The sequence below is a fragment of the Lachnospiraceae bacterium genome (genome assembly GCA_022794035.1).
GTDB lineage: Bacteria > Bacillota > Clostridia > Lachnospirales > Bianqueaceae > CALWPV01.
This window is the reverse complement of the sequence record JAAWDX010000012.1, coordinates 55,043-79,579: the sequence shown is the minus strand read 5'-3', so window position 1 is coordinate 79,579 and position 24,537 is coordinate 55,043. Positions and strand designations below refer to the sequence as shown.

Annotated in this window: 24 protein-coding genes; 22 read left to right on the top strand and 2 right to left on the bottom strand. The window is 49.7% G+C overall.

What is annotated here, in order from left to right:
* The first annotated feature begins 135 nt into the window (after nucleotides 1-135).
* The 8 genes from HFE64_09635 to HFE64_09600 all read left to right on the top strand — a co-directional run bounded on the left by HFE64_09635 (nucleotide 136) and on the right by HFE64_09600 (nucleotide 7,894).
* Entirely contained in the window at nucleotides 136-1,629 is a 1,494-nt protein-coding gene (locus HFE64_09635; GenBank protein ID MCI8633722.1) for a tetratricopeptide repeat protein, read from the top strand.
* Nucleotides 1,626-2,483, top strand: a complete 858-nt coding sequence (locus HFE64_09630) for a Gfo/Idh/MocA family oxidoreductase (GenBank protein MCI8633721.1) — start codon at nucleotides 1,626-1,628, stop codon at nucleotides 2,481-2,483. The genes HFE64_09635 and HFE64_09630 overlap by 4 nt, the downstream gene beginning before the upstream one ends.
* Nucleotides 2,465-2,896: a hypothetical protein gene (locus tag HFE64_09625; protein ID MCI8633720.1), complete on the top strand. Its 432-nt coding sequence runs from the start codon at nucleotides 2,465-2,467 to the stop codon at nucleotides 2,894-2,896. The genes HFE64_09630 and HFE64_09625 overlap by 19 nt, the downstream gene beginning before the upstream one ends.
* A gap of 112 nt (nucleotides 2,897-3,008) precedes the next feature.
* A complete protein-coding gene (vanG, locus tag HFE64_09620; GenBank protein MCI8633719.1) occupies nucleotides 3,009-4,073 on the top strand; it encodes a D-alanine--D-serine ligase VanG in 1,065 nt (354 codons plus the stop codon).
* Nucleotides 4,070-4,831, top strand: a complete 762-nt coding sequence (locus HFE64_09615; protein ID MCI8633718.1) for a M15 family metallopeptidase — start codon at nucleotides 4,070-4,072, stop codon at nucleotides 4,829-4,831. The genes vanG and HFE64_09615 overlap by 4 nt, the downstream gene beginning before the upstream one ends.
* The gene (locus tag HFE64_09610; GenBank protein MCI8633717.1) at nucleotides 4,782-5,840 is read left to right on the top strand and encodes an acyltransferase; all 1,059 of its coding nucleotides are present in this window, start codon (nucleotides 4,782-4,784) and stop codon (nucleotides 5,838-5,840) included. The genes HFE64_09615 and HFE64_09610 overlap by 50 nt, the downstream gene beginning before the upstream one ends.
* Complete coding sequence (gene vanT, locus HFE64_09605; protein MCI8633716.1) at nucleotides 5,833-6,951, top strand: serine racemase VanT catalytic subunit; 1,119 nt, start codon at nucleotides 5,833-5,835, stop codon at nucleotides 6,949-6,951. Before HFE64_09610 ends, vanT begins: the two co-directional genes overlap by 8 nt.
* Nucleotides 6,952-7,018: 67 nt before the next feature.
* Entirely contained in the window at nucleotides 7,019-7,894 is an 876-nt protein-coding gene (locus tag HFE64_09600; protein ID MCI8633715.1) for a homoserine O-succinyltransferase, read from the top strand.
* Here the strand turns inward: HFE64_09600 and HFE64_09595 are convergent.
* Nucleotides 7,869-9,413, bottom strand: coding sequence for a polysaccharide biosynthesis protein (locus HFE64_09595; protein MCI8633714.1), 1,545 nt, complete (start codon nucleotides 9,411-9,413; stop codon nucleotides 7,869-7,871). The two genes, HFE64_09600 and HFE64_09595, sit on opposite strands and share 26 nt — an antisense overlap.
* Before the next feature lie 155 nt (nucleotides 9,414-9,568).
* Here HFE64_09595 and HFE64_09590 point away from each other — a divergent pair, with 155 nt between their 5' ends.
* The 3 genes from HFE64_09590 to nifU are packed head-to-tail and all read left to right on the top strand — an operon-like array spanning nucleotide 9,569 to nucleotide 11,663.
* On the top strand, nucleotides 9,569-10,036 hold the full coding sequence (locus HFE64_09590) for an Rrf2 family transcriptional regulator (GenBank protein ID MCI8633713.1): 468 nt from the start codon (nucleotides 9,569-9,571) through the stop codon (nucleotides 10,034-10,036).
* On the top strand, nucleotides 10,026-11,216 hold the full coding sequence (gene nifS, locus HFE64_09585) for a cysteine desulfurase NifS (protein MCI8633712.1): 1,191 nt from the start codon (nucleotides 10,026-10,028) through the stop codon (nucleotides 11,214-11,216). Before HFE64_09590 ends, nifS begins: the two co-directional genes overlap by 11 nt.
* 12 nt (nucleotides 11,217-11,228) lie before the next feature.
* A complete protein-coding gene (gene nifU, locus HFE64_09580) occupies nucleotides 11,229-11,663 on the top strand; it encodes a Fe-S cluster assembly scaffold protein NifU (protein ID MCI8633711.1) in 435 nt (144 codons plus the stop codon).
* A 50-nt stretch (nucleotides 11,664-11,713) separates the two neighbouring features.
* Here nifU and HFE64_09575 read toward each other — a convergent pair whose 3' ends face one another.
* Nucleotides 11,714-12,697 (bottom strand): LacI family transcriptional regulator, encoded by a 984-nt coding sequence (locus HFE64_09575; GenBank protein ID MCI8633710.1) that lies wholly within the window; start codon nucleotides 12,695-12,697, stop codon nucleotides 11,714-11,716.
* A gap of 392 nt (nucleotides 12,698-13,089) precedes the next feature.
* Here HFE64_09575 and HFE64_09570 point away from each other — a divergent pair, with 392 nt between their 5' ends.
* The 11 genes from HFE64_09570 to HFE64_09520 all read left to right on the top strand — a co-directional run bounded on the left by HFE64_09570 (nucleotide 13,090) and on the right by HFE64_09520 (nucleotide 24,529).
* A complete protein-coding gene (locus tag HFE64_09570) occupies nucleotides 13,090-13,272 on the top strand; it encodes a hypothetical protein (GenBank protein MCI8633709.1) in 183 nt (60 codons plus the stop codon).
* A 260-nt stretch (nucleotides 13,273-13,532) separates the two neighbouring features.
* Nucleotides 13,533-14,291, top strand: a complete 759-nt coding sequence (locus HFE64_09565; GenBank protein MCI8633708.1) for a copper homeostasis protein CutC — start codon at nucleotides 13,533-13,535, stop codon at nucleotides 14,289-14,291.
* A gap of 2 nt (nucleotides 14,292-14,293) precedes the next feature.
* Entirely contained in the window at nucleotides 14,294-16,855 is a 2,562-nt protein-coding gene (locus HFE64_09560) for a transglutaminase domain-containing protein (protein ID MCI8633707.1), read from the top strand.
* 2 nt (nucleotides 16,856-16,857) lie between these two features.
* Nucleotides 16,858-18,402 carry an NAD(P)H-hydrate dehydratase gene (locus HFE64_09555; protein ID MCI8633706.1) on the top strand — a complete coding sequence of 515 codons (1,545 nt, stop codon included), beginning with the start codon at nucleotides 16,858-16,860 and terminating at the stop codon, nucleotides 18,400-18,402.
* Between the two features lie 62 nt (nucleotides 18,403-18,464).
* Nucleotides 18,465-19,622 carry an amidohydrolase gene (locus HFE64_09550; protein MCI8633705.1) on the top strand — a complete coding sequence of 386 codons (1,158 nt, stop codon included), beginning with the start codon at nucleotides 18,465-18,467 and terminating at the stop codon, nucleotides 19,620-19,622.
* Nucleotides 19,623-19,631: 9 nt separating this feature from the next.
* Nucleotides 19,632-20,303, top strand: coding sequence for a uracil-DNA glycosylase (locus HFE64_09545; protein ID MCI8633704.1), 672 nt, complete (start codon nucleotides 19,632-19,634; stop codon nucleotides 20,301-20,303).
* Nucleotides 20,304-20,379: 76 nt separating this feature from the next.
* On the top strand, nucleotides 20,380-21,042 hold the full coding sequence (locus HFE64_09540; protein ID MCI8633703.1) for a phosphotransferase: 663 nt from the start codon (nucleotides 20,380-20,382) through the stop codon (nucleotides 21,040-21,042).
* A gap of 89 nt (nucleotides 21,043-21,131) precedes the next feature.
* Nucleotides 21,132-21,776: a hypothetical protein gene (locus tag HFE64_09535; GenBank protein ID MCI8633702.1), complete on the top strand. Its 645-nt coding sequence runs from the start codon at nucleotides 21,132-21,134 to the stop codon at nucleotides 21,774-21,776.
* Between the two features lie 29 nt (nucleotides 21,777-21,805).
* Nucleotides 21,806-22,972 (top strand): alanine racemase, encoded by a 1,167-nt coding sequence (gene alr, locus HFE64_09530; GenBank protein ID MCI8633701.1) that lies wholly within the window; start codon nucleotides 21,806-21,808, stop codon nucleotides 22,970-22,972.
* A 131-nt stretch (nucleotides 22,973-23,103) separates the two neighbouring features.
* A complete protein-coding gene (locus HFE64_09525; GenBank protein ID MCI8633700.1) occupies nucleotides 23,104-23,481 on the top strand; it encodes a type II toxin-antitoxin system PemK/MazF family toxin in 378 nt (125 codons plus the stop codon).
* A gap of 16 nt (nucleotides 23,482-23,497) precedes the next feature.
* Nucleotides 23,498-24,529, top strand: a complete 1,032-nt coding sequence (locus HFE64_09520) for a prolyl oligopeptidase family serine peptidase (protein ID MCI8633699.1) — start codon at nucleotides 23,498-23,500, stop codon at nucleotides 24,527-24,529.
* The last annotated feature ends 8 nt before the right edge of the window (nucleotides 24,530-24,537 follow it).

Genomic DNA, 24,537 nt, shown 5'->3' with positions numbered 1-24,537 from the left:
CTATGGGATTGCTGAATATACTTGAAAGCGCAGAGATATTAGGCTATAATACATACAAATATTCTTTACGAATAAAATCACAGTTTTATATGAATGTAACTCTGTGAGTGAAAAACAGAAAGGAACAAAATGATGATGGAGAATTTTAAACCTGAGATTCAGCAGCAGCTGGATGCAAACACCGAGGCACTTTTTTGGGAACCGGATCATGAGATGCACTGGCTTAAGCGGGCGCAGATTTTGGCGTCGGCGCAGAGAATTGATCTGGCAGTTAAAGCTTGCTCACAGGGATTGGCACGGCAGAATCATTGCGGACATCTTTTTTTGGCCCGCGGCCATTATTATATCAATTTAGGCAGACCGCAGGAGGCAGCTGCTGATCTGGCCAGAGCACGGGTGCTTTTGGGTGAAAACTGGCAGGTGATGTACCATCTGGCGCTGGCGCATTATCTTTCAGGAGAATACCAATATGCAGAAGGATTATACCGCCATATGATTACGCTGTTTCCGACAGAGACAGAGCATGTGTCTCTTTATAACTGGCTTTGGGCCTGCTTAGTTCATCAGGGGCGCCTTGAGGAAGCAGCCGTTGTATCTGCCAGTGTGGGCAGCAGCTGGGAGCCGGGCGATGATATTGCATATCACCGTGTACAGCTGTTTGTAAGCGGACGCATCTCTCTGGAAGAAGCGCTCGGCGGAAAAGAGGTTCAGAAGGAGATCAATTCGATTACAACAGCCTATGGTATCTATAATTACTATCAGTATGTCAAGCAGGATGCAGAAACCGCTGAGACACTATTAAAAGCTATTTTGCAGCACTGTGAAGGGGAGTATCAGTACTGCTTCGCCAATCAGGCAGCTAAATCGGAGCTGGCTGGCTGCGGCGTGCAAGCTGCTGAAGCAGAGACGCTGGTAAAGCAGCTAAAGGCTGATCAGGAGAATGAATTCTTATGGCATGCATTATCACAGTGCTATGCAAAGAAGTCTGATTTTGAGCAGGAGATCAAGGTGCTGTCACTGGGGATTGCGCATTCACCGAGACCCGGCCGTCTTTTGCAGGAGAGAGGCCATCGGTACATCAATTTAGGACAGCATGAAATGGCGGCAGCCGATCTGACATGGGCAGCAGAGGCTTATCCAGAGGATGCCAGCTTGCTGTATCATTATGCGTTAGCGCTGTATTTAATCAAGGAATATGGAAAAGCAGAGAAAATTTATCGGCGCTGCCGAAAGGCGGCAGACCGCTGGGGAGATTTTGTATGCAGCACGAACTGGCTCTGGGCCTGCCTGCAGCATCAAAATAAACCGGAGGAGGCTATGCAGGCTTTAGAGCCGATCCGCAAGGAACGCATGGCACTGGATCATGAGGGCAATCGCGGATATTTTAATTTGGTGCAGCTTTATAAAGGCCTGATGACGGTAGAGGAAGTGATGGCGCAGATGGATCTGGAGGCGCTTACGGCTGTTGATGCAACAACTGCGTATGGCATATCCAATTACTATCGCTATGTGGAAAAGGATGCAGAGAAGGCAGAAGCTATGCTGGATCAGATTTTGGCCAGCGGCAGTACGGAGTGGCATGCGGCGTTTGCCTATCAGGCTGCTGAGGCAGAGAAAAGCAGCAGATGACCAGCAACCAGCAGGGAATCAAAGCAATCGGATTGATCGATTATTATTTGGATGAATGGCATGCTAATCACTACCCACAGTGGATTCATCAGCTGTCAAACGGGTGCTGTGAGGCCGCATACGCCTATGCTCAAATGGATGCTCCAAGTGGCGGCAGATCTACGCAGCAGTGGTGTGCGGATATGCAGATACAGCGCTGCGAAACCATAGCGGAGCTGATTCAGAAAAGCGATTATATCATGGTGCTTTCACCAGATCATCCGCAGATGCATTGGAGCTTATGCCAAGAAGCACTGCGCAGCGGAAAAAGGGTATATGTTGATAAGACCTTTGCTCCTACAGCGCAAATCGCCCGGGATCTGTTTGCCTTAGCGCAGGAGCACCATACACCCATGTGGTCCAGCTCAGCGCTGCGTTTTTCAAAAGAATGCATGGCACTGCCGGAGAAGGAAGCAGAGATGATCGTGCTTAGCGGCCCGGGCAAGCCGGAGAATTATCTGATTCATCAGGCAGAGCCCATGGTCCGCGTGCTGAAAAGCAAAGCGCTGCGCATTCAGGGACAGCGGACAGAGTCGGCCTTTCATTTTACGGTGGAATTTGAAAACGGCAAACTGGGCCTGATGAGTCTTTTGGACGGCGGCGATTTTGTAACCAGCATCAAATACAGAGATGGAGAGGTGAAAACATTCCTTGGTGCCGAGGAGATGTTTGAACGGCTTCTCTTAGAAATTCTCCGGTTTTTTGAAACAGGAAAAGTCCCTGTTGATCAGGAAGAGACCCTTGAGATTGCAAAGATTTTGGAGGCCGCCCGGCAGGCGGAACAGGTTCCCGGCAAATGGGTGACGATCGCATGATGGATAGGGAGAAGCAAAGCGTCAGCCTGCCAGTGCATCATATCGGATATGTTACCCATAATCTGAAGCGCTCCAGCGAAATTTATCAGGCTTTAGGCTTTATTGAGCAGGGAGAGCTGCTGACAGATCCTGTGCAGCATAACCGGATTCAGTTTCTGGAAAAGAGAGGGCAAGGCCTTCGGATTGAGCTCATCGAGCCATTAACCGATTCCACGATGAAAAACTGGCCGGAGGGGCTTCAGCATATTTGCTTTGACGCCCGCGGCATTGCTGATTTTGCCGCATGGTTCCGAAAGCAGAAGCTGGGAAAGCTATATACCAAAGAGATCCCGGCTGTTGCCCTAGGCGGAAGTAAGGTCTGTTTTGCCTGTATGGCTGACAGGGCCTTTGCAGAATTCATCATAAATTCTTAGGATTTCCTGAAGGAAAACTAAACACATCAAACACCTTGTTTTGCTACAATTACTGTAGTAAGACAAGGTGTTTTTGTCATGGTAAAAAACTTTAGGAAAGGATCATCCCAATATGAAAAAATATACAATTTTAGTGTTCTTTGGCGGAGCTTCCTCTGAATACGGCGTTTCATTGCAGTCTGCTTATTCAGTGATACAGGCAGTAGACCGCAGTCAATATGAGCCCGTTTTGATTGGCATTACTGAAGAGGGGAGGTGGCTGCATTTTACTGGCAGCATAGAAAAAATCAAAGAGGATCGGTGGCAGAATGATGAGGACTGCACAGAAGTATTGTTGAGGCCTGGCGAGCGCAGCATTTGGCTTCAGCAGGGCGATAGGCTAAGAAGAATAGAAGCAGATGCCGCGTTTCCGGTGCTGCATGGAAAAAACGGCGAGGATGGCAGCATACAGGGGTTGCTGCAGATGATGGGAATTCCTGTAATTGGCTGCGGCGTTCTCGCATCCGCGCTGTGCATGGATAAATACAGAGCACACCAGCTGGTTTCGCTCGGCGGCATCTCTGTGCCGCGGGCACGGGTGTTTCAGAGAAAGGAAAGCGAGGCAGACGCAGCGCTGGCATGGGCTGATCAAATCGGGTATCCCATTTATGTAAAGCCGGTTAAGGCAGGTTCTTCCTATGGGATTACAAAGGCCCTAAATCAGGAGCAGCTCATTCGGGGAATGGAGAAGGCTTTTGTCTATGACGATGAGGTGATGATCGAGGAAAACATAGAGGGCTTTGAGGTAGGTTGCGCGGTTTTAGGCAGCGGCAATGCTCTGGTGATGGGAGAAATCGACGAAATCGAGCTTTCAAAAAAAGAGGGATCAGACGACTTTTTTGATTATGCAGAAAAATATACGCTGGAGACAGCGCGTATCCATGTCCCAGCCAGAATCGAGGCAGAGATGAAGGAACAAGTCAAAAAGACGGCAAAGGAAATATATGAAAGGCTGGGGTGCGCAGGGTTTGCAAGGGTGGATATGTTTATCACGCCCCAAAAGGAGATCGTATTTAATGAAGTGAACACGATTCCCGGATTTACGGAGCATAGCCGGTATCCCAATATGATGAGGGCGGCAGGAATGAGCTTTCAGAAAATGGTAGATAGAGTGCTGCAGCAGGAGGTAAACAGATGAAAATTATATTAAACAGAAAAGACGTATGCGAAGGAGATTTGATTCTGGTCAATGCGGCACATGCCTGCCGCGGGCGAGGGGCAGCGATGCTGGCGCCGCTGAAAGGAGAGGACGATATGCTGCTGCAGCGGCGCGCCGGCAATTTTCTATCCCAGCTTATGGAGGCCGTGGAGGGAGAGCAGGACATTACAGTGGTTAGCGCCTGGCGCTCTCAAAAGGAGCAGCAGCTGCTCTGGGAGGAGTCGCTGAAGGAACATGGGGCAGCGTTTACGGAGCAGTATGTAGCGCTGCCGGGCCACAGCGAGCACCAGACGGGGCTGGCGATTGACCTTGGCCGTAAAGAGGATCCGATCAATTTGATTCGGCCGGATTTTCCCTATGAAGGGCGCTGTCAGCAGCTTCGGGAGCATGCGCCGGAATATGGATTTATTGAGCGCTATCCGGCCGGCAAGGAGGCGGTGACGGGGATTGCGCATGAGCCATGGCACTTTCGCTATGTGGGGGTGCCGCATGCAGGTCTTATGCAGGAGAAGGGGCTGACGCTGGAGGAATATACTGACTGGATCAAGCAGTTTGCTCATGGAAAGAATCCATATGAGATTCATCAAAAGCATCAAAGCATACAGATCTCATATCTGCCGGCAGAGCAGGTAGATCAAAGGGAGATTACGGTGGATGCGCCGTATTCTGTCTCGGGAAATAATGTGGATGGATTTGTTATCACGCAGTGGAAAAGGACGGAAACAGATGCAGGCTAAAAAAACAGCGGTGCTGGACGGATTCAGGATCGTAGCCGCACTGCTGGTGGTCGCCATCCACACTTCGCCACTTGCAGGCTGGAGCAGCGAGGCAGATTTTTTTCTGACCAGAGTGCTGGCCCGCGTGGCCGTTCCTTTTTTCTTTATGATCACCGGGCAGTTCGTGGTCGCTGGCATGCTAGAACGCCGCGCAGGGGCAGAAGCGCATCTGGCAGCATATATGCGCAAGCTGCTGCTGATGTACGCTGCCGTCACGCTGCTGTATCTGCCGGTTTCACTGCACGCAGGCTATTGGCAGGGAGGCGGCATCGGGTCTTGGCTGCGCATGCTTTTCTTTGACGGTACCTTCTATCATCTGTGGTATTTCCCGGCCTGCCTTATAGGACTCTGCATACTCAGCATCCTTCGGCGGTTCCTAAGCATACAGGGTGTCGGCAGGGCCGTCCTAGTTCTATATCTCGTCGGGCTGCTGGGAGACAGCTACTATGGCCTGACGCAGAGCATTCCTTTTTTAGAGGCCGTTTACGAGCGGCTTTTTCAGATCTTCTCCTACACTCGAAATGGATTCTTTTACGCGCCTCTCTTTTTATTTATGGGAGCAGCCGCAGGTCATAGGGAGGGCGGCCAGCCGCCAAAACAGCTCAGTGCGCTGCTTTTTTTCTTTGTGCTGCTCACGGCAGAGGCCTTTGCGCTGCGGTATCTCAAATGGCAGAGGCATGACAGTATGTATGTGATGCTGGTTCCTGTGATGGCGCTTCTGTATCAGCTGCTTGTATCCAAAAATCAGGGGAGCGCTAAGCTGACAAGGACAGCGGCAACAGGCCTCTACCTGCTGCATCCGCTGGGCATTGTTTTGGTGCGGGCGCTGGCCAAGCTGCTGCATGCGCATGCGCTGTGGATTGACAATAGCCTGCTGCATTATGTGGCGGTAAGCTGTCTGTCATTGATTGCGGCATATGGAGGAGCTTTGATCAGCCAATATAGAAGGGCGGGGAAAAAACTTGAATAAAGAGAGAGCGTGGATTGAACTGAAAGAAAGCGCGCTGCAGCATAATGTAGAGACGCTGCGGCGCAGACTGCCGGCACGCTGCCAGCTGATGCCGGTATTGAAAGCCAATGCCTATGGGCATGGGGCGGTCTTGCTGGCAAAAAAGCTGAGCCGGATGGGGATAGAGGCGTATGCCGTTGCCTGTTTGGCGGAAGCAATCGAGCTGAGAAAGGCAGGCATCAAGGGGGAAATTCTGATCTTGGGCTATACGGAGCCGGAGCTGGCGGATAAGCTGAGAAAATACCACCTGACACAAATGGTAGTAGATGCTGCCTATGCAGAGCAATTGGAGCAATACAGAAAAAAACTGCATGTCCATATTGGGATTGATACGGGGATGCACCGTTTGGGTGAGCGCAGCGAAAACATCGAGCAGATCGTACGGATGTTTCAAAGTGAATCCCTAGTGATTGATGGCATGATGACGCATCTATGCACGGACGACTCGCTTCTTTGGCAGGATCAGCAGTATACCAGAGAACAGGCAGAGCGGTTTTATGAGGTGGTGAAGACACTGGAGCAAAGAGGATGCAGGCGGCCGAAGCTGCATATGCAGTCAAGCTATAGCGTGCTGCTCTATCCGGAGCTGGCAGAAGAGTATGCCCGGGTAGGCATTGCGCTTTATGGGGTGCTCAGTACGAAAAAGGATACAGAAAACTGGGGACGGCATCTGCAGCCGGTGCTGAGTCTTAAGGCTAAGGTGGCAAGCGTCCGCAGGATATATAAGGGAGAAGGAGCCGGGTACGGGCTAGATCTGTCAGCGGAGCGGGATATGAGGCTGGCTACACTGACGATTGGATATGCTGACGGATATCCGAGAGCGCTTTCCGGCGGCAAAGGAGCGGTGCTTTTGGGCGGAAAAAGGGCGCCCATTGCAGGGCGGATCTGTATGGATCAAATGATGGTGGATGTGACGGATATCCCGCAGGTGCAGGCAGGCGATACGGCTACGCTGATTGGCAGCATGGGCGAGGAGAGGATTTCAGTCTGCGATCTTGCGCAGCAGGCAGGGACGATCAGCAATGAGATACTGAGCCAGCTGGGCGCGCGCCTGACAAGAATCATAGTCTGACAGGCTTGACGAATGCGGCTGTTTCGTGTAAACTTTTACCAGATTATGAAGGAATCAGGTGAAGAGCATGGGATTGGTCAAACTTGCCGGCTTGCCGGCTATAGAGGAGCTGGAAAAGGAAGGCTGGCGGATGATAGAGCCGGAGGATGGCGGGAAGCGGCTGCGCGTTTTGATTTTAAATCTAATGCCGCTTAAGCAGCAAACGGAGCGGCAGCTTTTGAGGCGCCTCGCGGCGGCAAAACCTGTTGTAGAGGCGGTGCTTTTGACGACGGAGTCCTATGCCTCGACGCATGTGGATCCGGAGCATTTAAAAGTGCATTATAAGACATTTTCACAGGTCAGGCAGGAGGACTGGGACGGACTGATTATCACAGGGGCGCCGGTGGAGCATATGGACTTTGAAGAGGTGGCGTACTGGGAGGAGCTGACGCAGATGATGGCCTGGAGCGAGACGCATGTGCGTTCGGTGCTGCATATTTGCTGGGGGGCGCAGGCAGGGCTCTATTATCATTATGGGATTCCTAAACGATCCTTGCCGGAGAAGCAGTTTGGTATCTATCCGCACCGGGTTGTGACGGCAGGCCTGCTGACACAGGATATGGAAGATCCGTTTCCGGCGCCGCATTCCCGGCATACGTATACGGCAAAAGAGGATGTGGAAAGGGTGCAGGAGCTGCAGCTTGTGGCGGAATCTCCGCTGGCGGGCGTGTATTTGCTTTTGGATGAAAAACGGCGCTATGTGTTTGTGACAGGCCATTCAGAGTATGAGGCGGATACACTGGCACAGGAATACAGGCGGGATCTGGGCAAGGGGCTGCCGATTGCGCTTCCGTATCATTATTTTCCGGAGGATGATGCGCAGAGGGCACCCGTAAGCATATGGGACAGACATTCGGAAACATTGTTTAATAACTGGCTTATGTTTTATGCTTCACCAGTTTAAGGACCTCTTGAAGGTCCTTTTTTGTTAGGCTTCCAGAGAGGCAAAGCGCACTGAGATAAATCAGACAGCCGGTGAAACAGGCAAGCAGGAGGGCGGGCAGACTGCTTTGCAGGTGAAAAGCGGGGGAGTGGGCTGCCCAGCGCAGCAGGAGAAAGGTGGCGAGGCCTGAGAGCAGCGGAAGGCCCAGACCCTTGAGTAAAGAAAGCTTCATATGATAGGTGGAGAGGATTTTCCAAAGGCTTAGTATGCTGGAAAGAACCAAGCTGGTGAGCATGCCTAAGAGAAAAGCGGAGAAGCCATAGTGTGGACCGAAGGTGAGTAAGATAAAAATGCGCAGACCGCTTGCCAGCAGCTGATAGAGGAATACTTGGTTTTGAAGGCCGGAGCCGTTGAGCAGGCCGCCCAGCGTGCTCTGCAGATAGAAAAAGGGACAGAAAAAGGCTAGGAGCTGCAGCAGAGAGCCGGCCTGCGTCCCGGGATATAAAAGGTCGCCGATCATCAATCCTAATGAACCGAGGATGGCCGTAAAAAGAAAGGAGATTAAGAAGGTCAGACGAAGCGAGCGATGGATGGACAAGTGGATGAGCCGATAGTTTCCTCCGGCTTTAGCACCGGCTACCAGAGGCAGCAAATTGGAGGAAAGCGCACCGGTGATGATAGAAGGAAAGGCGATAAGCGGCATGACCATGCCGCTGAATTCGCCGTAAATACTCAGTGCAGCGCTGCTACTCATGCCAGAATGCTGCAGGACAGTGGGCAGCATGATATTTTCAAAGGTGGACAGAAGCTGCGTCAGCAGACGGCTGCCAGTTACGGGAATGACAACAAGGAGAATGGGCTTTAACAGATGAGGAAAGGGATCCCGGTACGAGGAGGCAGGGAGATGCCGGCGATGGGAGCTATAAACGATAACAGTGTACAGACAGCTGACCAGATCGCCGGCTACGGTGCCGTACACGACATAGGAACAGGTCTCCGCTACATTCGTATGGGATAGAAGCGGTGAGAGAAAATAGATGACGGCCATACGAAACAGCTGCTCGATGACCTGCTCTATGGCGGGGACATCCATGCGCTGAATTCCGTGGAAGTAGGCTTTGAAGCAGGTGCTGGTGATGCAAAAAGGAAGCCCCATACAGAGAATGCGGATGCCTTGGACGGCCCGTTCATCATGCAGCAGGGAAGAGGCGATCCAAGGCGCATACTGACGGGTAAAAAAGCAAAGAATAACGCCTAAAAAGGTAGAAGGCAGCAAGCAGCTCCAAAGAATCCGCTTCATATTGTGTGTATGGCCATGGGCATTTTCAGCGGCAACGAGCTGTGAGATGGCGGTTTGGCATCCGGCGCTGCAGATGGTAAACAGCAAAAAATAAACGGGGGAAATCAGCTGATAAAGTCCCATTCCTTCAGAGCCGATCAGGCCGGATAGATAAATGCGATAGACAAAGCCTAAAAGACGGGTGACAATGCCGGCAATCATGAGCCAAAGCGTGCCAACAAGGACGGAATTACGTTTCATATGTACCCCCTGTGAATCTGAGTATCAGAGTTTTTTCTACTATATGAAAAAATAGAGGAGGCTATGAAAAAAATCAAAAAAACGCGTTGACAGGATACTTGATTTATGCTATTATAATCACGACCAAAATGGTAGGAATTAGAGGTAACAAACGTATGAAAATGTCAACGAAGGGTCAATATAGTTTGAGAGCGATGGTAGCGCTTGCCAGACAGCAAAAATGTCAGGGTGAAGGCGTTTTGTCCATTGCGATGATCGCAGAACAGACCGGAGTGACAGAGCGTTATCTGGAAAAGCTGCTGCGGCAGCTTAAAGCAGCTAATCTGATCGAAGCCGAGCGCGGAGCCAGTGGCGGCTATAAGCTGGCGAGGGCGCCGGAGGCGATTAAGGTGGGCGAGGTTCTGCGAGTCGGCGAAGGAGATTTGATTCCGGTAGACTGTGTGCACGATGCAGGGACTCCTTGTGAACGGCAGGAGGGCTGTGTGGTGCAGTATGTCTGGAAACGAATTACAGAAAGCATCAATGAAGCGGTGGACAGCATCACGCTGGCCGAGCTGATCGATATGAAACCAGAGGCAAAACAAGCCAGTTCAAAAGGAAAGGGAGTTTGTAATGGAAAGTAGAGTTGTATATGCGGATCATTCCGCAACCACAGCAGTTAGGCCGGAGGTGCTGGAGGCAATGCTTCCTTATTTTAGTGAGCGATACGGTAATCCTTCGAGCATCTATCAAATTGCGCAGGAAAGCAAAAGTGCACTGGAAAAGGCCAGAGAACAGGTGGCACGCGGCATCGGCGCCAAGGCAAGAGAGATTTTCTTTACCGGATGCGGTACGGAAGCCGATAACTGGGCGATTAAGGGCGTTGCAGAGAAATATGCGCAAAAAGGCCGCCATATTATTACCTCTGCCGTGGAGCATCATGCAGTGCTGCATAGCTGTGAATTTTTGGAAAAGCATGGGTACCGCATCACCTATTTGCCGGTAGATGCAGAGGGTACGGTTTCGGTAGAGGCATTAAAAGAGGCGCTGGATGATGAGACGATCCTTGTCAGCATCATGATGGCCAATAATGAGATTGGTACGATCAACCCCATTGCAGAAATCGGTGCGATATGCCATGAAAAGGGTGTATTATTTCATGTAGATGCCGTACAGGCCTTAGGAACGCTGCCAATCGATGTAGAAAGCATGCAGATTGATATGCTCTCGATGAGTGCACACAAGCTGTATGGTCCTAAAGGGGTAGGAGCGCTCTATATCCGCAAGGGAATTCAGCTCCCCTCATTTATTCATGGCGGCGCACAGGAGAGCAGGCGCCGCGCCGGTACGGAGAACGTGGCAGGCATCGTGGGCTTTGGCAAGGCTGTTGAGCTGGCAACGGCAGAGATGAAGGAACGTAATCAGAGGCTGCAGCAGATGAGAGATCATCTGATTGAAGGTGTTTTGGAGCGCATTCCTCATGCACGCCTGAATGGAGCGAGATATAACCGGCTGCCGGGGCATGTGAATTTTAGCTTTGAGTTTGTAGAAGGAGAGTCTCTTTTGATGCTGCTGGATATGAATGGAATTTATGCCTCCAGTGGTTCGGCCTGCACGAGTGGATCTTTGGATCCGTCCCATGTACTTTTGGCGATTGGACTTCCGCATGAGATTGCCCATGGATCTCTGCGCATGACCTTTGGCAGAGAAAATACGATGGAGGATATCGATTATATTTTAGAAAAGCTGCCGCCGATTGTACAGCGCCTGCGTGATATGTCCCCGCTGTATGAAGATTATATGAAAAAGAACCAGAAAAGATAAAGGAGAAAAACAATGTATTCTGAAAAGGTAATGGATCATTTTATGCATCCCCGTAATGTGGGAGAGATCGAAAATGCTGATGGCGTAGGGACTGTCGGCAATGCAAAATGCGGAGACATCATGCGGATTTTCTTGAAAGTAGAAAACGGCGTGATTGAAGATGTAAAATTTAAAACCTTTGGCTGCGGCGCTGCTGTCGCTACCTCCAGTATGGCCACTGAGCTGGTCATTGGAAAGACGGTTGAGGAAGCACTGAAGGTAACCAATAAAGCCGTGATGGAAGCTTTAGATGGTTTGCCACCGGTTAAGGTACATTGTTCCCTATTAGCTGAGCAAGCAATTCATGCAGCGCTTTGGGATTATGCGCAGAAAAATCATATTGAAATCGAGGGCCTTGAGCCGCCGGTGGATGATATTGAAGAACTGGAAGAAGAAGAGGAAGAATAAAATAAAAATCCACCTTTTTGAACGAAGTGAAATCAAAAAGGTGGATTTTTTTATTTGAGGGAGTCACGATAGATGATTTCGTGCTTTACAATATAGCGTTTTGTGCAAGGCTGTCCTTTAATCTGATGGATCAGCATGTCCATGGCCTGATAGCCAAGCGTATGCTGCGGCTGTGAAACGGTGGTCAGGGTGGGAATAAACATTTCTGAGATGGCTGTGTTATCAAAGCCCATGACAGAAATGTCATTGGGAACATGGATGCCGCGTTTGTTTAGCTCATTGATCGTGCCGATGGCCGCGCTGTCTGAAAAGGCAAAAATAGCATCCGGCAGCCCGGAGGTATCCTCCAGCATGCTGCTGGTAGAGCGCACTCCGGCGCGGTAGGAGTAGCCTTCCGAAGCGATGTAAAAGGGGGAGAGCCCAGCCTCCTGCAGTGCTCTTTTCACACCTCGTTCGCGCAGGATAGAACTGTAGAAGTTTTTGCCGGCGCCAAAAAGAGCAATTCGCTTTTTATTTTGTTTCAGCAAAAAACAAGCAGCATCATACCCCGCCTGCTCATCATCAATGGCGATAAGGGGGATTTTTTTGTTATGCACCGGTTCGCAGGCGCACACAATGGGTGCCTCCTTGCTCATCGCGTAGATGGAGGCCTCAGAAATTTCCCGGGTAGTTAAAATCATACCGTCAATTTCACGTGTCTGCAGCATCTTGATGTATTCCATCAGATTTTCCTGATTGCCTCTGGTGACGCAGAGAAGAACCGAGTAGCCATCTTCACGGGCCCGTTCTTCTATGCCGCGTACAACACGAGAAAAAAACTGGTTGGAGAGTGTATTTAATACAACTAAAATACGTTTGGTCTCCATGAGGCGCAGGGTACGCCCTAAATAATTAGGACGATAATGGAGTGCTTCAATAGCCTTCATGACTTGCTGACGGGTTGTCTGCCGAACACTGTCCGGTGTATTGAGCACACGCGATACGGTGGCCACAGAGACGCCGGCCAAATCAGCGACTTCTTTAATTGTTGCCATACAGGCCTCCTAAAAGAATTAAACTTTCTTACCATATACTACAAGTTCGGCTCGTTCCTCACCGAACTTTGCAAGAAATCTCTACGAGATTCTTGCTCAGGGATTTGAATATTCAAAACTGTCTTGCCGTTTTTGCGCAGCACAATTGCTTGAATAGCCGAAATATAACGGGCTGCATTTAATAGAATGGCGATATCGCAAGTTTGCCAATGGCAAACTTAAAAGGCGGCTCAGGGATTTGAATATCCAAAACTGTCTTGCCGCCTTTATTATATCAATAAAAGCAGGAAAAGGCAAGCAGGGCGAGCGGCGTTGAGGGGGGCGTGTTCGCAGTTTAATGTATCATTACCGGACCGGTGATTCATAAAGGCCAAACAAAAAAGCGCCTCATTTTGAGGCGCTTTTTTGTTTCCGTCTACGGTTTCTTAACGGCAGCCGCAGAACAGGATGAGCAGCAGGATCAAGCAGCTGCAGTCTCCACCGAAGAAGCCGCTGCCTCCACAGCCACAGCCAGTGCCACAGCCGCCAGTCAGGTTAGCGGTGCTGCCGCCGCAGCCACAATCTCCATTAAATAAGAACAACAGGATGATCAGAAAAAGAATATTGTTGTTACCAGTGTTGCAGCATTCCATAATTGCCGCCTCCTTATTTGAAATTTTCAAGCGCTTGATGTGCTTGATACTATACTGTATTCAAGGACAAGGAGAGGGGTGAAATGATTTTTGAAAAATTTTTAAAAGAGCTCATTTACGTAGAGAAAGCACGCACTGCCAGCTTGACAATAGAGGAGCAAAAAGCTACAATAAATGATCATAACATAGGAACGGAGGACATTATGAAATACGTTTTAGAATGCTGTGTAGACAGCGTAGAATCAGCTATTGCAGCTGAAAAGGGGGGAGCCAACCGTCTGGAGCTCTGTGCCAATCTGATCATCGGGGGCACGACTCCCAGCTTAGCCTTATATGAGGAAGTGAGAAAGCATACCTCTATTCGTATTCATGCGCTGCTCAGGCCGCGGTTCGGAGACTTTTTGTATACGGAGCATGAATTTGCAATTATTGAGCGAGAGGTTGCTATGTTTCGTGAAGCAGGGGCAGACGGCGTTGTCATTGGCTGTTTAACCAAAGAGGGCGATCTGGATCTGGCGCAGATGAGCCGGCTTAAAGAGGCGGCAGGCGATATGAGCATTACGCTGCACCGAGCCTTTGACGTATGTAAAGATCCCTTTAAGACACTGGAGGAGTGCAAGGAGCTGGGTATCCATACCATCTTAACCTCCGGGCAGAAAAATCATTGTCTGGACGGACAGGAGCTCATTGAGCAGCTTGCGCAAAAAGCAGCAGGCAAGGTAGATATCCTAGTGGGCGCAGGAGTCAATGCAGACGTCATTACGCAGATGACGCGCTCGGCTAATCTGACAAGCTTTCATCTGTCGGGCAAGGTTACGCTTGACAGCGGCATGATATACCGCAAAGAGGGCGTAAGCATGGGCCTTCCCAGCCTGAGTGAGTTTGAGGTCTGGCGGACGCAGGAGGAAAATATTCGCGCAGCTCATGACGCATTATTAGCCGGGCTGCAGGAAAGGGCATAATTATGGAACAGAAGCGTTTAGCATATGCACAGAAAAAATGGCAGCAGCGCCTAATCGTTTTAGGAGAAAAGCAGCAGGAATGGCAGCAGGGCTTAGAGAAGCTAAAGGAGCAGCAGGAGCTGCAGGCATGGATGACATATTTAGGAGCAACCCTGCCGCTTACCGATCTTGTCAGCTATTCTTTTCGGACATGGATTCCCTATGTAGAGCATGCGCTCAGCCTAAAGCAAAAGATGAGCTGGTGTCAGGACCTTTCTGAAGATATCTTCGCCGATTATGTTCTCTATCCTCGTATCAATACGGAGGATATTGAAGAATGCAGGCAGCTCTTTTATCAGGAGCTGCTGCCCAGAATAAAGGATCTGTCGCCTCAGCAGGCAGCTCTGGAGGTCAATTACTGGTGTCAGGAAAACGCAACCTATCAGAGCGCCGACGATAGAACAGCCTCTGCCATGACCGTATACCGCTCTGGCAGCGGTCGATGCGGCGAGGAATCCACCTTTACCGTTACGGCACTGCGCAGCGTCGGTATTCCTGCCCGGCAGGTCTATGCGCCGTGGTGGTCTCATTGTGATGACAACCATGCGTGGGTTGAGGTGTATCTGAACGGCAAATGGCACTTTTTGGGAGCCTGCGAGCCAGAGCCCATCCTGGACAAAGGATGGTTTACCAATGCATCCTCACGCGCCATGCTGATCCATACGCGCACCTTTACCGGAGCCCAAAGCCAGCAGGAGATAGAAGAGCTGTACGGCAAAGAGAGGGCGGCGCGCTGTCATGTAGAAGACGGCGTGACCTATGAGCATATCACGGACAATTATGCGCTTACGAAAACCCTGCAGGTCAGAGTGATGGATCCGGCCGGCCAGCCGGCAAAAGGAGCGATGGTTCGTTTTGAAATTTTAAATATGGCAGAATTTTCTTCCGTTGCCAATATGACCACAGACGAGCAAGGGGGAGTGAAGATCCAGTTAGGATTAGGCCATATTCATGTGCATGCCATCCAAGAGGGACAGATGGCACAAGCGCTGGTGTGCATTGAGGAGGACTGTGAGGTCGTGCTCACGCTCGGAGCAGAAAGGCAAGAGAAAGAGATCTGGCATAGCTTTGACTTTATCTCGCCGCATGACTATCCTATGCACCCTGCACTGCTGACAGAAGAGCAAAGGGTAGAGCGTGACGCGCGCATGGAAAAAGGAACACAGCTGCGCAGCACGAGGATTGACGGATTTTACCGCCCGGATGAGGCGTGTAAATACGATGAGGATCTTCAGGAAATCTTGCAGCTTGCAAAAGGTAACTTTGAAAGTATTGCCGCCTTTTTGGCGCAGGGCGCCCTGGGCGATCAAAAGTACAGAAAGGCGCTGCTGCAGTCGCTGACGAAAAAGGATTACCGGGATGTAAAAAAAGAGGTGCTGGATGAGCACTTGATTTGTGCGGCTGAATTTGCACAGGAGTATCCGGAGGAGATTTTTGCTGCCTATGTGCTTTGCCCAAGAGTATGGAACGAGACGCTTACGCAGTACCGTGAGAAGATTCAGCAGTATTTTGACGATAAGACGAAAAAGGAGTTTCAGCAAAAGCCGGAGCGGATCATGACATGGCTCGAGGAGCATCTGACGAGTGAGTCGCAGATGGACTATCAGGATCTGTTTTATACGCCTGCTGAGTCCTTGCAAAGCGGAAAAACGGATCCAATTAGCCGGAAAATTCTTTTTGTTGCTATTTGCCGCAGTTTAGGGATGGCGGCACGGCTTAGCCCAGTGGATGGAAACGCGGAGTACTGGAAAAAGGATCATTTTGTGAAAGCAAAGCAGACAGAGTCTAAGGAGAAAAAGGCAGAGCTGACATTTGTCTGTGAAAAGCCGGAGGAGTGGATCTATCGTCAGAGCTTTACGGTAGGGCGGCTGCAGGACGGAATCTATCGCCGGATCGATCTGCCGGCAGTGAATGAAAAGGGGGAATTCTGCTGCCAGACAGAGCCGGGAGAGTACCGGCTGCTGACGGTAAATCGTCTGCCGAACGGGCATATGTATGCCTATGCGTATATCTTTACGCTTAAGGCAGGGGAAGAGCGCCGGATCGAGCTTAAAAAACGCGAGGTGGATCTGGCAGAGACTCTTTCTAATAATGAGATTGTAGATTTTGATCTGCAGGCAGTTAAAGGACAGAAGGTCAAGGCCAGCACATTGCTGAAAAAGCCTAAGAATATTTTGGTATGGATTGAAGAGGGGAAAGAACCCACCGAGCATATTTTAAATGAAATGATGCAGCAGGCAGAGGAGTTTAGGACGCTAGATGCAGATATTCTGTTTATGCTGAGGGATGAGGATGCGGTGCAGCAGGCTACGCTGGCAAAGGCGCTGAAGGAGATCCCGGGGATTCGTCTGGTCTATGATGATTTTCATGAGAATGTGAATACGCTGGGCCGGAGAATGTATGTGGATCCGGATAAGCTGCCGCTTGTTTTGGTGCTCAATGATGGATTATGTGGTGTATACGCCAGCAGCGGCTATAATGTAGGGCTGGCCGATATATTGATTCGGATTATAAAGGCATTATAAGGATGAAGTGGATAAGCAGAGCAGAACAGATGCGCGAGGCCGATCGGTATGCGGCTGAGGAGCTTCATATTCCGGGGCTCCTTCTGATGGAGGCGGCGGCGCGCAGCGTAGCGGACTGGCTTTTGCAGTGCTGCGATCGCGGGCAAAGAGTGCTGATCTTGTGCGGTGCGGGCAATAATGGCGGAGACGGATTTGCCATTGCACGGATGCTGAAGATTCAGGGGCTTTCGGTGCAGGTGCTTTTGGGCGGAAGGCCGGAATCCTTAAAAGGCGATGCCAGAATCAATTATGCATTGCTGGAGGCGTATCAGGTCCCGGTAGTACAGCAAGAGCAGGTCGGGCAGGCGGCGGAGCTGGTGCGGCGGAGCGACTGGATTGTGGATGCGATTTTCGGTACAGGTCTGGACCGAGAGGTGCAGGGCTTTTGGGCGCAGATGATCGCAGCAGTGAACCGGGCGCATCAGGAGGAAGCGGTCAAGGTCCTAGCCGTTGATATACCCTCCGGCGTACAGAGCGATACCGGCGCCGTGCTGGGATGCGCGGTAGAGGCTGATGAAACAATTACGTTTTGCCGCCTGAAACCAGGACTTCTCCTGTTTCCTGGAAAGGAGCATGCGGGCAGGGTGCAGGTAGCTGAAATCGGCATGCCGGAGACGGTTCCGGCGCTGGGAGAGGCTTCTGCCTTTGTGCTGGAGGCTTCGGATGTGAAGGGGCTGCTGCCTAAGCGGGTCAGCCGCAGTCATAAAGGAACGTATGGAAGACTGTTTATGATAGCCGGCAGCAGATCCATGACAGGCGCCGCCATTTTGAGCGGCCGCGCCGCGTATAAAATGGGCGTGGGGCTTGTGGATGCGGCGATTCCGAAGGAGGCTGCTTCTGTGCTGCAGGTGAGCCTTCCGGAAGCGATTACAACGCCGTATGATAAAGAAGAGCTGCCGTTTGCGGGGCTGGATCAGGCATCTGCCGTACTGGCCGGGCCAGGGCTGGGTCAGCAAGAGTACGTAGGGCGCTTTTTGAAGGGAATGTTGGAGCGGCTTTCGCAGCAGGTACCGCTGGTTTTGGATGCAGATGCACTGAACTGGCTGGCAAGGGAAGAGGAGCTAAAGGCGCTCCTGCTGCGCCGCAGTGTGCGGGAAAATACGATTTTAACGCCGCATATGGGAGAAGCAGCTAGACTGCTGCAGTGTTCGGTGCAGGAGGTGATGCGGTGTCCGCAGGAGGCCATATGCCGGCTGCAGGAGCAGTACCGGAGCGTGATTGTGCTGAAGGATGCGGTCACGCTGGTGCAGGGCGCTGAAGGCAAGGTGTTTTATAATACAACCGGCAATCCGGGGATGTCAACAGCAGGCTCGGGGGATGTGCTGGCGGGTATGATCGCCGGACTCTGCGCACAGGGAGTCTCTACTTTTAAGGCTGCCTATACGGGGGTGTATCTGCATGGGCTCGCAGGAGATTTGGCGCGGGAGGCGCATGGTGTTTATGGCATGACGGCTTCGGACATTGCGGCACAGATTGACTTAGAAAAAATGATTGCAAACAGGCTGTGAAGCTGGTATAATTAAAACAATTTTAAAAAGCTCTTTGTAAAATAAGGGCGAGGAGGTAAAAGATGATTTTAATTAAAAATGGTACTCTCTATACCATGGAAAATGATCAGGTTATCCAAGGCGATATTCTGGTTGATAATGGTAAGATTGTAGAGGTAGGCGCTTCTGTGCAGGCTCCGGCAGATTGCCAGGTGATCGATGCCAGCGGCAAATTGGTATTTCCTGGTTTTATTGATGCGCATGACCATCTGGGTATGGATGAAGAGGCGATTGGCTTTGAAGGCAACGATACAAATGAGATGACCGATCCGGTAACGCCTCAGGTGCGTGCTATTGACGGTTTTAATCCTAACGATATTTCTTTGCAGGAAGCGCGCGAGCATGGCGTGACGATGGTAGCCTCCGGCCCTGGGAGTGCAAACGTAGTCGGTGGTCAGTTTGCTGCCTTTAAGACGGTAGGACATCGTGTTGATGATATGATCGTTAAGGCTCCTTTGGCTATGAAGATTGCCTTTGGTGAGAATCCTAAGCGTGTATACAATGGCAAGGGAAAAATGCCAATGACACGTATGGGCACGGCAGCTGTCCTGAGAGAAACTTTATTTAAAGCCTGTGAGTATAAAAAGGCTAAGGAAGAAGCAGAGAAGAAGGGCGAGACTCCTAAGCTGGACTTTAAAATGGAGCCTCTGATGCCTGTACTTAATAGAGAAATTCCGTTAAAGGCACATGCGCATCGTGCGGATGATATCTTTACCGCACTGCGGATTGCAAAGGAATTTAATGTGCGGATTACGCTGGATCACTGCACAGAGGGACATCTGATTGCCGAGGATCTGGTAAAGGAAAAGGCAGTGGCGATCGTAGGCCCCTCTTTTGGAAGCCGCAGCAAATTTGAGCTGAAAAACAAGAGCTTTGAGACGCCTAATGTACTGTATCAGGCTGGTATCAAGGTTGCGATTATGACGGACCATCCGGTTATTCCCTGCTACTATCTGCCGCTGATGGCAGGCTTGGCAGCACAGGCTGGACTGCCGGTTATGGAAGCCTTAAAGGCAATTACGATCAATGCCGCTGAGATTCTGGAGCTGCAGGATCGTGTAGGCAGCCTGAAGGCCGGCAAGGATGCCGATATCGTAATTTATGATAAGAACCCGATTTTGGATGTGGATGCTAAAGCGGTAGCAACCCTGATCAACGGCGAAGTCGTATATCAGGCATAAGCAGCGATCATGGCTCCTAAATTTACGAATGATTGGATGCCGCTGCTGGCGCCGGAATTTGAAAAGGAATATTATCAAAAGCTGCATCGCTTTCTAGCGCAGGAATATCGGACCCGTACGATCTATCCGGATATGTATGAGATTTTTTCTACACTGCAGGCGACGGCGTATGAGGCAGTGAAGGTAGTTATTTTGGGCCAGGATCCTTATCATGGCCCTGGACAGGCACATGGCTTTAGTTTTTCTGTTAAGCCTGGAATTGAAATTCCTCCGTCTCTGCATAATATTTATCAGGAGCTTTGTCAGGATGTGGGATGCACGATGCCGCAGAGCGGATATCTGAAAAAGTGGGCAGATCAAGGAGTTTTAATGCTGAATGCAGTGCTGACGGTGAGAGCAGGACAGGCCAACAGCCATAAAGGAATGGGATGGGAGTTTTTTACCGATCGGATCATTTCACTTTTAAATGAGAGGGAAAAGCCAGTTGTCTTTTTGCTTTGGGGGCGCAATGCCAGAAACAAGAAGATGCTCATTACCAATCGACAGCATTTGGTTCTGGAAGCAGCTCACCCGAGTCCGCTTTCAGCCTATAATGGCTTTTTTGGCTGCCGGCATTTTTCAAAAGCCAATCAGTTCTTAAGTCAGCATGGCATGGAGCCGATTGATTGGCAGATTGAATAGAAGTATTATAATAAAGACAGCGGTATATCTGAAATTTGAAGGATATACCGCTGTTTGATTTAAAAAGGAGAGGACGATGAAGAAAATCGCGGAAGGCAATACCGCTGAGATTTTTATGATGGAAAATGGATGCATATTGAAATTGTTTAAGGAGGGCTATTCTCAAAATGCAGTAGAATGTGAATATAATCATCATTGCTTGGTTAACAGTTTGATGGTGGAGGTCCCTCAAATATATGAGATGGTAGAAAAAGGAGGGCGTTACGGGCTAGTGATGGAGTATGTACGAGGTGAGAGCCTGGCGTCTCGGATGATGCAGCCAAAGACTTTTGAGCAGGCGATGGACAGCTTTGTCCGGATACACACATCCTGGCTTAGCAAGTGCTCAAAAGAAGCAATTTCCTATAAACAGTGGATAAAGGAGGTGTGCGGTAAAAAAGAAGTTCAATCAGACCTATCAGAACTGCTGCATAATCTGCCGGAGGGAAATGTACTGTGCCATGGCGATTTTCATCCTTATAATATTATCCTGACGGAGCAGGGGAGGCAGGTAGTCAGTGATTTTGCCAATGTTTGCCGAGGACCTAAAGAATATGATATTGCCAGAACCTATTTTCTACTTAATGAAGTGCAGGCAGGTAAACCTATTGCAGATATTTATTTACAAAAAATGGGAATAAAGTATCAGAAAATTGAAAGATATGTGGAAATTTTAAAAGTATTGCGAGCGTATGAATAAACGTAAACATCTGTATAAGGCTGGCAAGGAATATTCCATTTTTTAACTCCATATGCTAGAGCATATCATGTCATATAGGAGAATGGAAAATGAATGGAAAAAAATGGAAAAACCACTTGCAAATTTGCCTCATCGGGTGTATGATAGGGATACTTCTGATGTTGACAGGCTGTAAAACGGGTACGACAGCAAAGGTAGTTGACGAGGAGAGCGCATTAGCCATGCTGGAGGCACTGCAAAGCTACGAAGCGCAGGTAGATATTGTTTTTCATTCCAACAAAGGAGAAAATACATATCGCGTCAATCAAAGAGCCAAAATCAGCGGACAGTACCGGATGGAGATTTTAGAACCGGAAAGCTTTGCAGGCGTACTGACAATCAGCGACGGCGAGAGAGTCGTACAGACGGACCCGACCATCGGGGGCGAGATAGAGGCCAAGCAAACGCCGGTAAGGGATGCTCTTTTATTATATACATTTGTAGAAGCGTATCAGTCAAATGAAGGAAGTTTTAGTGAAGGCGAAGGAGATACATTGGTGTTGCAGGCAAGCTACTCAGGTGAGCATAAAAAAATTGCATCTGCTCAGCTTACGCTGGCAAAAGGAACGGGAACGCCGCTTTCTTTAGAGATTCTGGATACGGAGGGAAAGCCTTCGATACATATGAGTTATCAAACCTTCCAGATGAATCCCACGCTTGCCGATGAAGATTTTGCAATAACAAGTCAGCCATAAGGCGCATAGGATAAAGGGAGTCAGAAAATATGCAATCAACAAACGAAAAAGCATCTGAATATTTCCGGGTGCGGGCGTACATAGATGAAAAAGCCCTAAGGCATAATATACGCATAGTAAGAGAAAAAATCGGACCGCAGGTCCTTCTGGCAGGCGTTGTTAAGGCGGATGCCTATGGTCATGGCGTGCAGTATGTTGCACCGATCCTGGAGCAGGAAGGCGCCGATTATTTTGCAGTGGCAACCATAGAAGAGGCGGTAGAGCTTAGAGAACTGGGAATCACGCATCCGATTTTAATTTTAGGCTATACGGATCCGGCACAATACACGGAGGCATTGGAGCATCAGATTCATATTACGATATATGAAGAGTGGCAGGCAAGGACTCTTTCTGAAGCGGCCGTAAAGCAGCGAAAAAAGGGATTGGTGCATATTAAGCTGGAAACAGGCATGCAGCGGATTGGATTTGCCTGCAGCGAGGAGTCTGTTCAAAAGATTAAAAATATCATGCGGTTGCCACAGCTTTCTATCGATGGTATTTATACGCATTTTGCGAGGGCAGATGAAGCAGATAAATCACAGGCCCGGCAGCAGCAGAACCGCTATGATACTTTTTTAGACTGCTTAGAAAAGGAAGGCGTATGGATTCCCCTTCATCATACAGCAAACAGTGCTGCCATCATGGAGTACAGGGCAGCCTATGAAACGGCTGATTTGGAGAAACAGCCGGTAAGCAAAAAGATGGCAAGGGCGGGCGTAATGCTCTACGGTTTATATCCGTCAGCAGAAATGGACATCTGCGAAACATCGCTAAAACCAGTGCTCAGCCTGATCAGCCATGTGGTGCACTTAAAAGAAGTACCAACAGGTACTGCAATTGGATACGGCGGAGCCTATGTAACAACAAGGCCAAGCCGGATCGCAACCATTCCGGTTGGCTATGGAGACGGATATCCCAGACGCCTTTCTAATATCGGATATGTCATGATTCGAGGAAAAAAGGCGCCCATTACAGGGCGAGTCTGTATGGATCAGTTTATGGTAGATGTAACCGATATTCCGCAGGTACAGCTGGGAGATGAGGTAACGCTGATAGGAGAAGGGGTACCGGCTATGCGTCTTGCGGAATTAACCGATACCATTCATTATGAGCTGGTTTGCCAGCTGACAAAGCGAGTGCCGAGAGTACTCCTATAAAATTTTAAAATCCTGTATAAATTAGAAAATATAAGGCAATCCTTTCATAAAAGATCATTTTTAAAAATGCATCTGGACATTTAAAAGAGACAGAAGATATCAATTAACAGAGAAGGATATGGGGTGTTATTATGGTAATTAAACGAGGAGATGTGTTTTATGCGGATTTGCGGCCGGTAGTGGGATCAGAGCAGGGAGGGATCCGTCCGGTGGTGATTATTCAAAATGATATTGGAAATCGCTATAGTCCTACCGTGATATGCGCAGCGATCACATCGAAAATCAATAAAGCAAAAATGCCGACGCATGTGGCTATTAAAGCAAATGAATATGAACTCGTACGTGATTCTGTGGTGCTGCTGGAGCAGATCAGAACAATTGATAAACGGAGATTAAAGGATCGGATCTGCCATCTGAACCATGAAGCGATGCAGCGTATCGATGCCTGCCTGCTGATTAGTATGGGGATTGAGCCAGAGGAAAAGCAGCAAACACAGCTTACGTCCTGATTAAGCGGAGGAACTTATGATGATGGATATGGATACTTATTTTGAAAGACTGTATGATCAAAATCGGCCGCAATATAGAATGCCGAATGAAAAAAATGAAGCAGACTGGAAACAGTGGCGGGAAAGCTGGCAGAAAGCTTTAAAAAGCGATCTGGCCGGCTTTCCGGCGCAGTATGGCGCTCTGAATGCGAGAGTTGTTTCAGAGGTGAAAAGAGAAGAATTTCGTCAGCAGCTTGTGGTATTTGACGGTGAAGATGGTATGGAGATTCCGGCATATTTGCTGGTCCCGAATGGCCTCACCGAGCCGGCGCCTGCTGTGATAGCAGTAGCCGGTCACGGAGCAGGCATGACAGAGATTGTCGGATTGACACCGCAGCATGAGGCAAGAGCTTTAGGCGAAGGATACCAGAAGGATTTCGCGGCCATGCTGTGTATGCAGGGATTTGTCGTATTGGCTCCGGAGATGCTGGGCTTTGGCATGCGGCGTTTTGAGGAGGACAAGCAGAAAAATGCTTCGCAGAGCAGCTGCTTTCGGATGAGCATGAATCTGTTGATGATGGGAAAGACAATGTCAGGCGTGCGAGTGCGCGATGTGATGCGCAGCATAGAGTATCTGCAGTCTCTTCCTATGGTAAATGCAGAGAGGATCGGCGCGATGGGCATATCGGGCGGAGGAACAACGCTGATGTATACTGCTGCCTTGGATGAGCGGTTAAAGGCCACTGTGATTAGCGGGGCCGGCTGTACATATCGGGACTCTATTTTAAAGATTTTTCATTGCAGCGATAATTTTGTGCCGCAGGTGTATGGTCACGGTGAGATGTGTGATGTGCTGGGGCTCTGCCTGCCGCGTCCTTTGCTGCTGGAGGCCGGCAGAGACGACGACATTTTCCCGCTTTGCGGAGTGATGAACTGCTATGAGGCGCTGCATAAGGCTTATCAGATGTGGGATGTAGAGAACCGTATGGAGCTGGATGTATTTGAGGGCGGCCATCAGATTCACGGCGGGAGAAGTTACGAATTTTTGCAGAAATGGTTAAAAAAGTAAAGGGTTCT

Coding starts and splice junctions, on each gene's coding strand:
- HFE64_09635 (MCI8633722.1), top strand. CDS start 136: ATGGAGAATTTTAAACCTGAGATTCAGCAGCAGCTGGATGCAAACACC.
- HFE64_09630 (MCI8633721.1), top strand. CDS start 1,626: ATGACCAGCAACCAGCAGGGAATCAAAGCAATCGGATTGATCGATTAT.
- HFE64_09625 (MCI8633720.1), top strand. CDS start 2,465: ATGGGTGACGATCGCATGATGGATAGGGAGAAGCAAAGCGTCAGCCTG.
- vanG (MCI8633719.1), top strand. CDS start 3,009: ATGAAAAAATATACAATTTTAGTGTTCTTTGGCGGAGCTTCCTCTGAA.
- HFE64_09615 (MCI8633718.1), top strand. CDS start 4,070: ATGAAAATTATATTAAACAGAAAAGACGTATGCGAAGGAGATTTGATT.
- HFE64_09610 (MCI8633717.1), top strand. CDS start 4,782: ATGGATTTGTTATCACGCAGTGGAAAAGGACGGAAACAGATGCAGGCT.
- HFE64_09600 (MCI8633715.1), top strand. CDS start 7,019: ATGGGATTGGTCAAACTTGCCGGCTTGCCGGCTATAGAGGAGCTGGAA.
- HFE64_09595 (MCI8633714.1), bottom strand. CDS start 9,413: ATGAAACGTAATTCCGTCCTTGTTGGCACGCTTTGGCTCATGATTGCC.
- HFE64_09590 (MCI8633713.1), top strand. CDS start 9,569: ATGAAAATGTCAACGAAGGGTCAATATAGTTTGAGAGCGATGGTAGCG.
- nifS (MCI8633712.1), top strand. CDS start 10,026: ATGGAAAGTAGAGTTGTATATGCGGATCATTCCGCAACCACAGCAGTT.
- nifU (MCI8633711.1), top strand. CDS start 11,229: ATGTATTCTGAAAAGGTAATGGATCATTTTATGCATCCCCGTAATGTG.
- HFE64_09575 (MCI8633710.1), bottom strand. CDS start 12,697: ATGGCAACAATTAAAGAAGTCGCTGATTTGGCCGGCGTCTCTGTGGCC.
- HFE64_09565 (MCI8633708.1), top strand. CDS start 13,533: ATGAAATACGTTTTAGAATGCTGTGTAGACAGCGTAGAATCAGCTATT.
- HFE64_09560 (MCI8633707.1), top strand. CDS start 14,294: ATGGAACAGAAGCGTTTAGCATATGCACAGAAAAAATGGCAGCAGCGC.
- HFE64_09555 (MCI8633706.1), top strand. CDS start 16,858: ATGAAGTGGATAAGCAGAGCAGAACAGATGCGCGAGGCCGATCGGTAT.
- HFE64_09550 (MCI8633705.1), top strand. CDS start 18,465: ATGATTTTAATTAAAAATGGTACTCTCTATACCATGGAAAATGATCAG.
- HFE64_09545 (MCI8633704.1), top strand. CDS start 19,632: ATGGCTCCTAAATTTACGAATGATTGGATGCCGCTGCTGGCGCCGGAA.
- HFE64_09540 (MCI8633703.1), top strand. CDS start 20,380: ATGAAGAAAATCGCGGAAGGCAATACCGCTGAGATTTTTATGATGGAA.
- HFE64_09535 (MCI8633702.1), top strand. CDS start 21,132: ATGAATGGAAAAAAATGGAAAAACCACTTGCAAATTTGCCTCATCGGG.
- alr (MCI8633701.1), top strand. CDS start 21,806: ATGCAATCAACAAACGAAAAAGCATCTGAATATTTCCGGGTGCGGGCG.
- HFE64_09525 (MCI8633700.1), top strand. CDS start 23,104: ATGGTAATTAAACGAGGAGATGTGTTTTATGCGGATTTGCGGCCGGTA.
- HFE64_09520 (MCI8633699.1), top strand. CDS start 23,498: ATGATGATGGATATGGATACTTATTTTGAAAGACTGTATGATCAAAAT.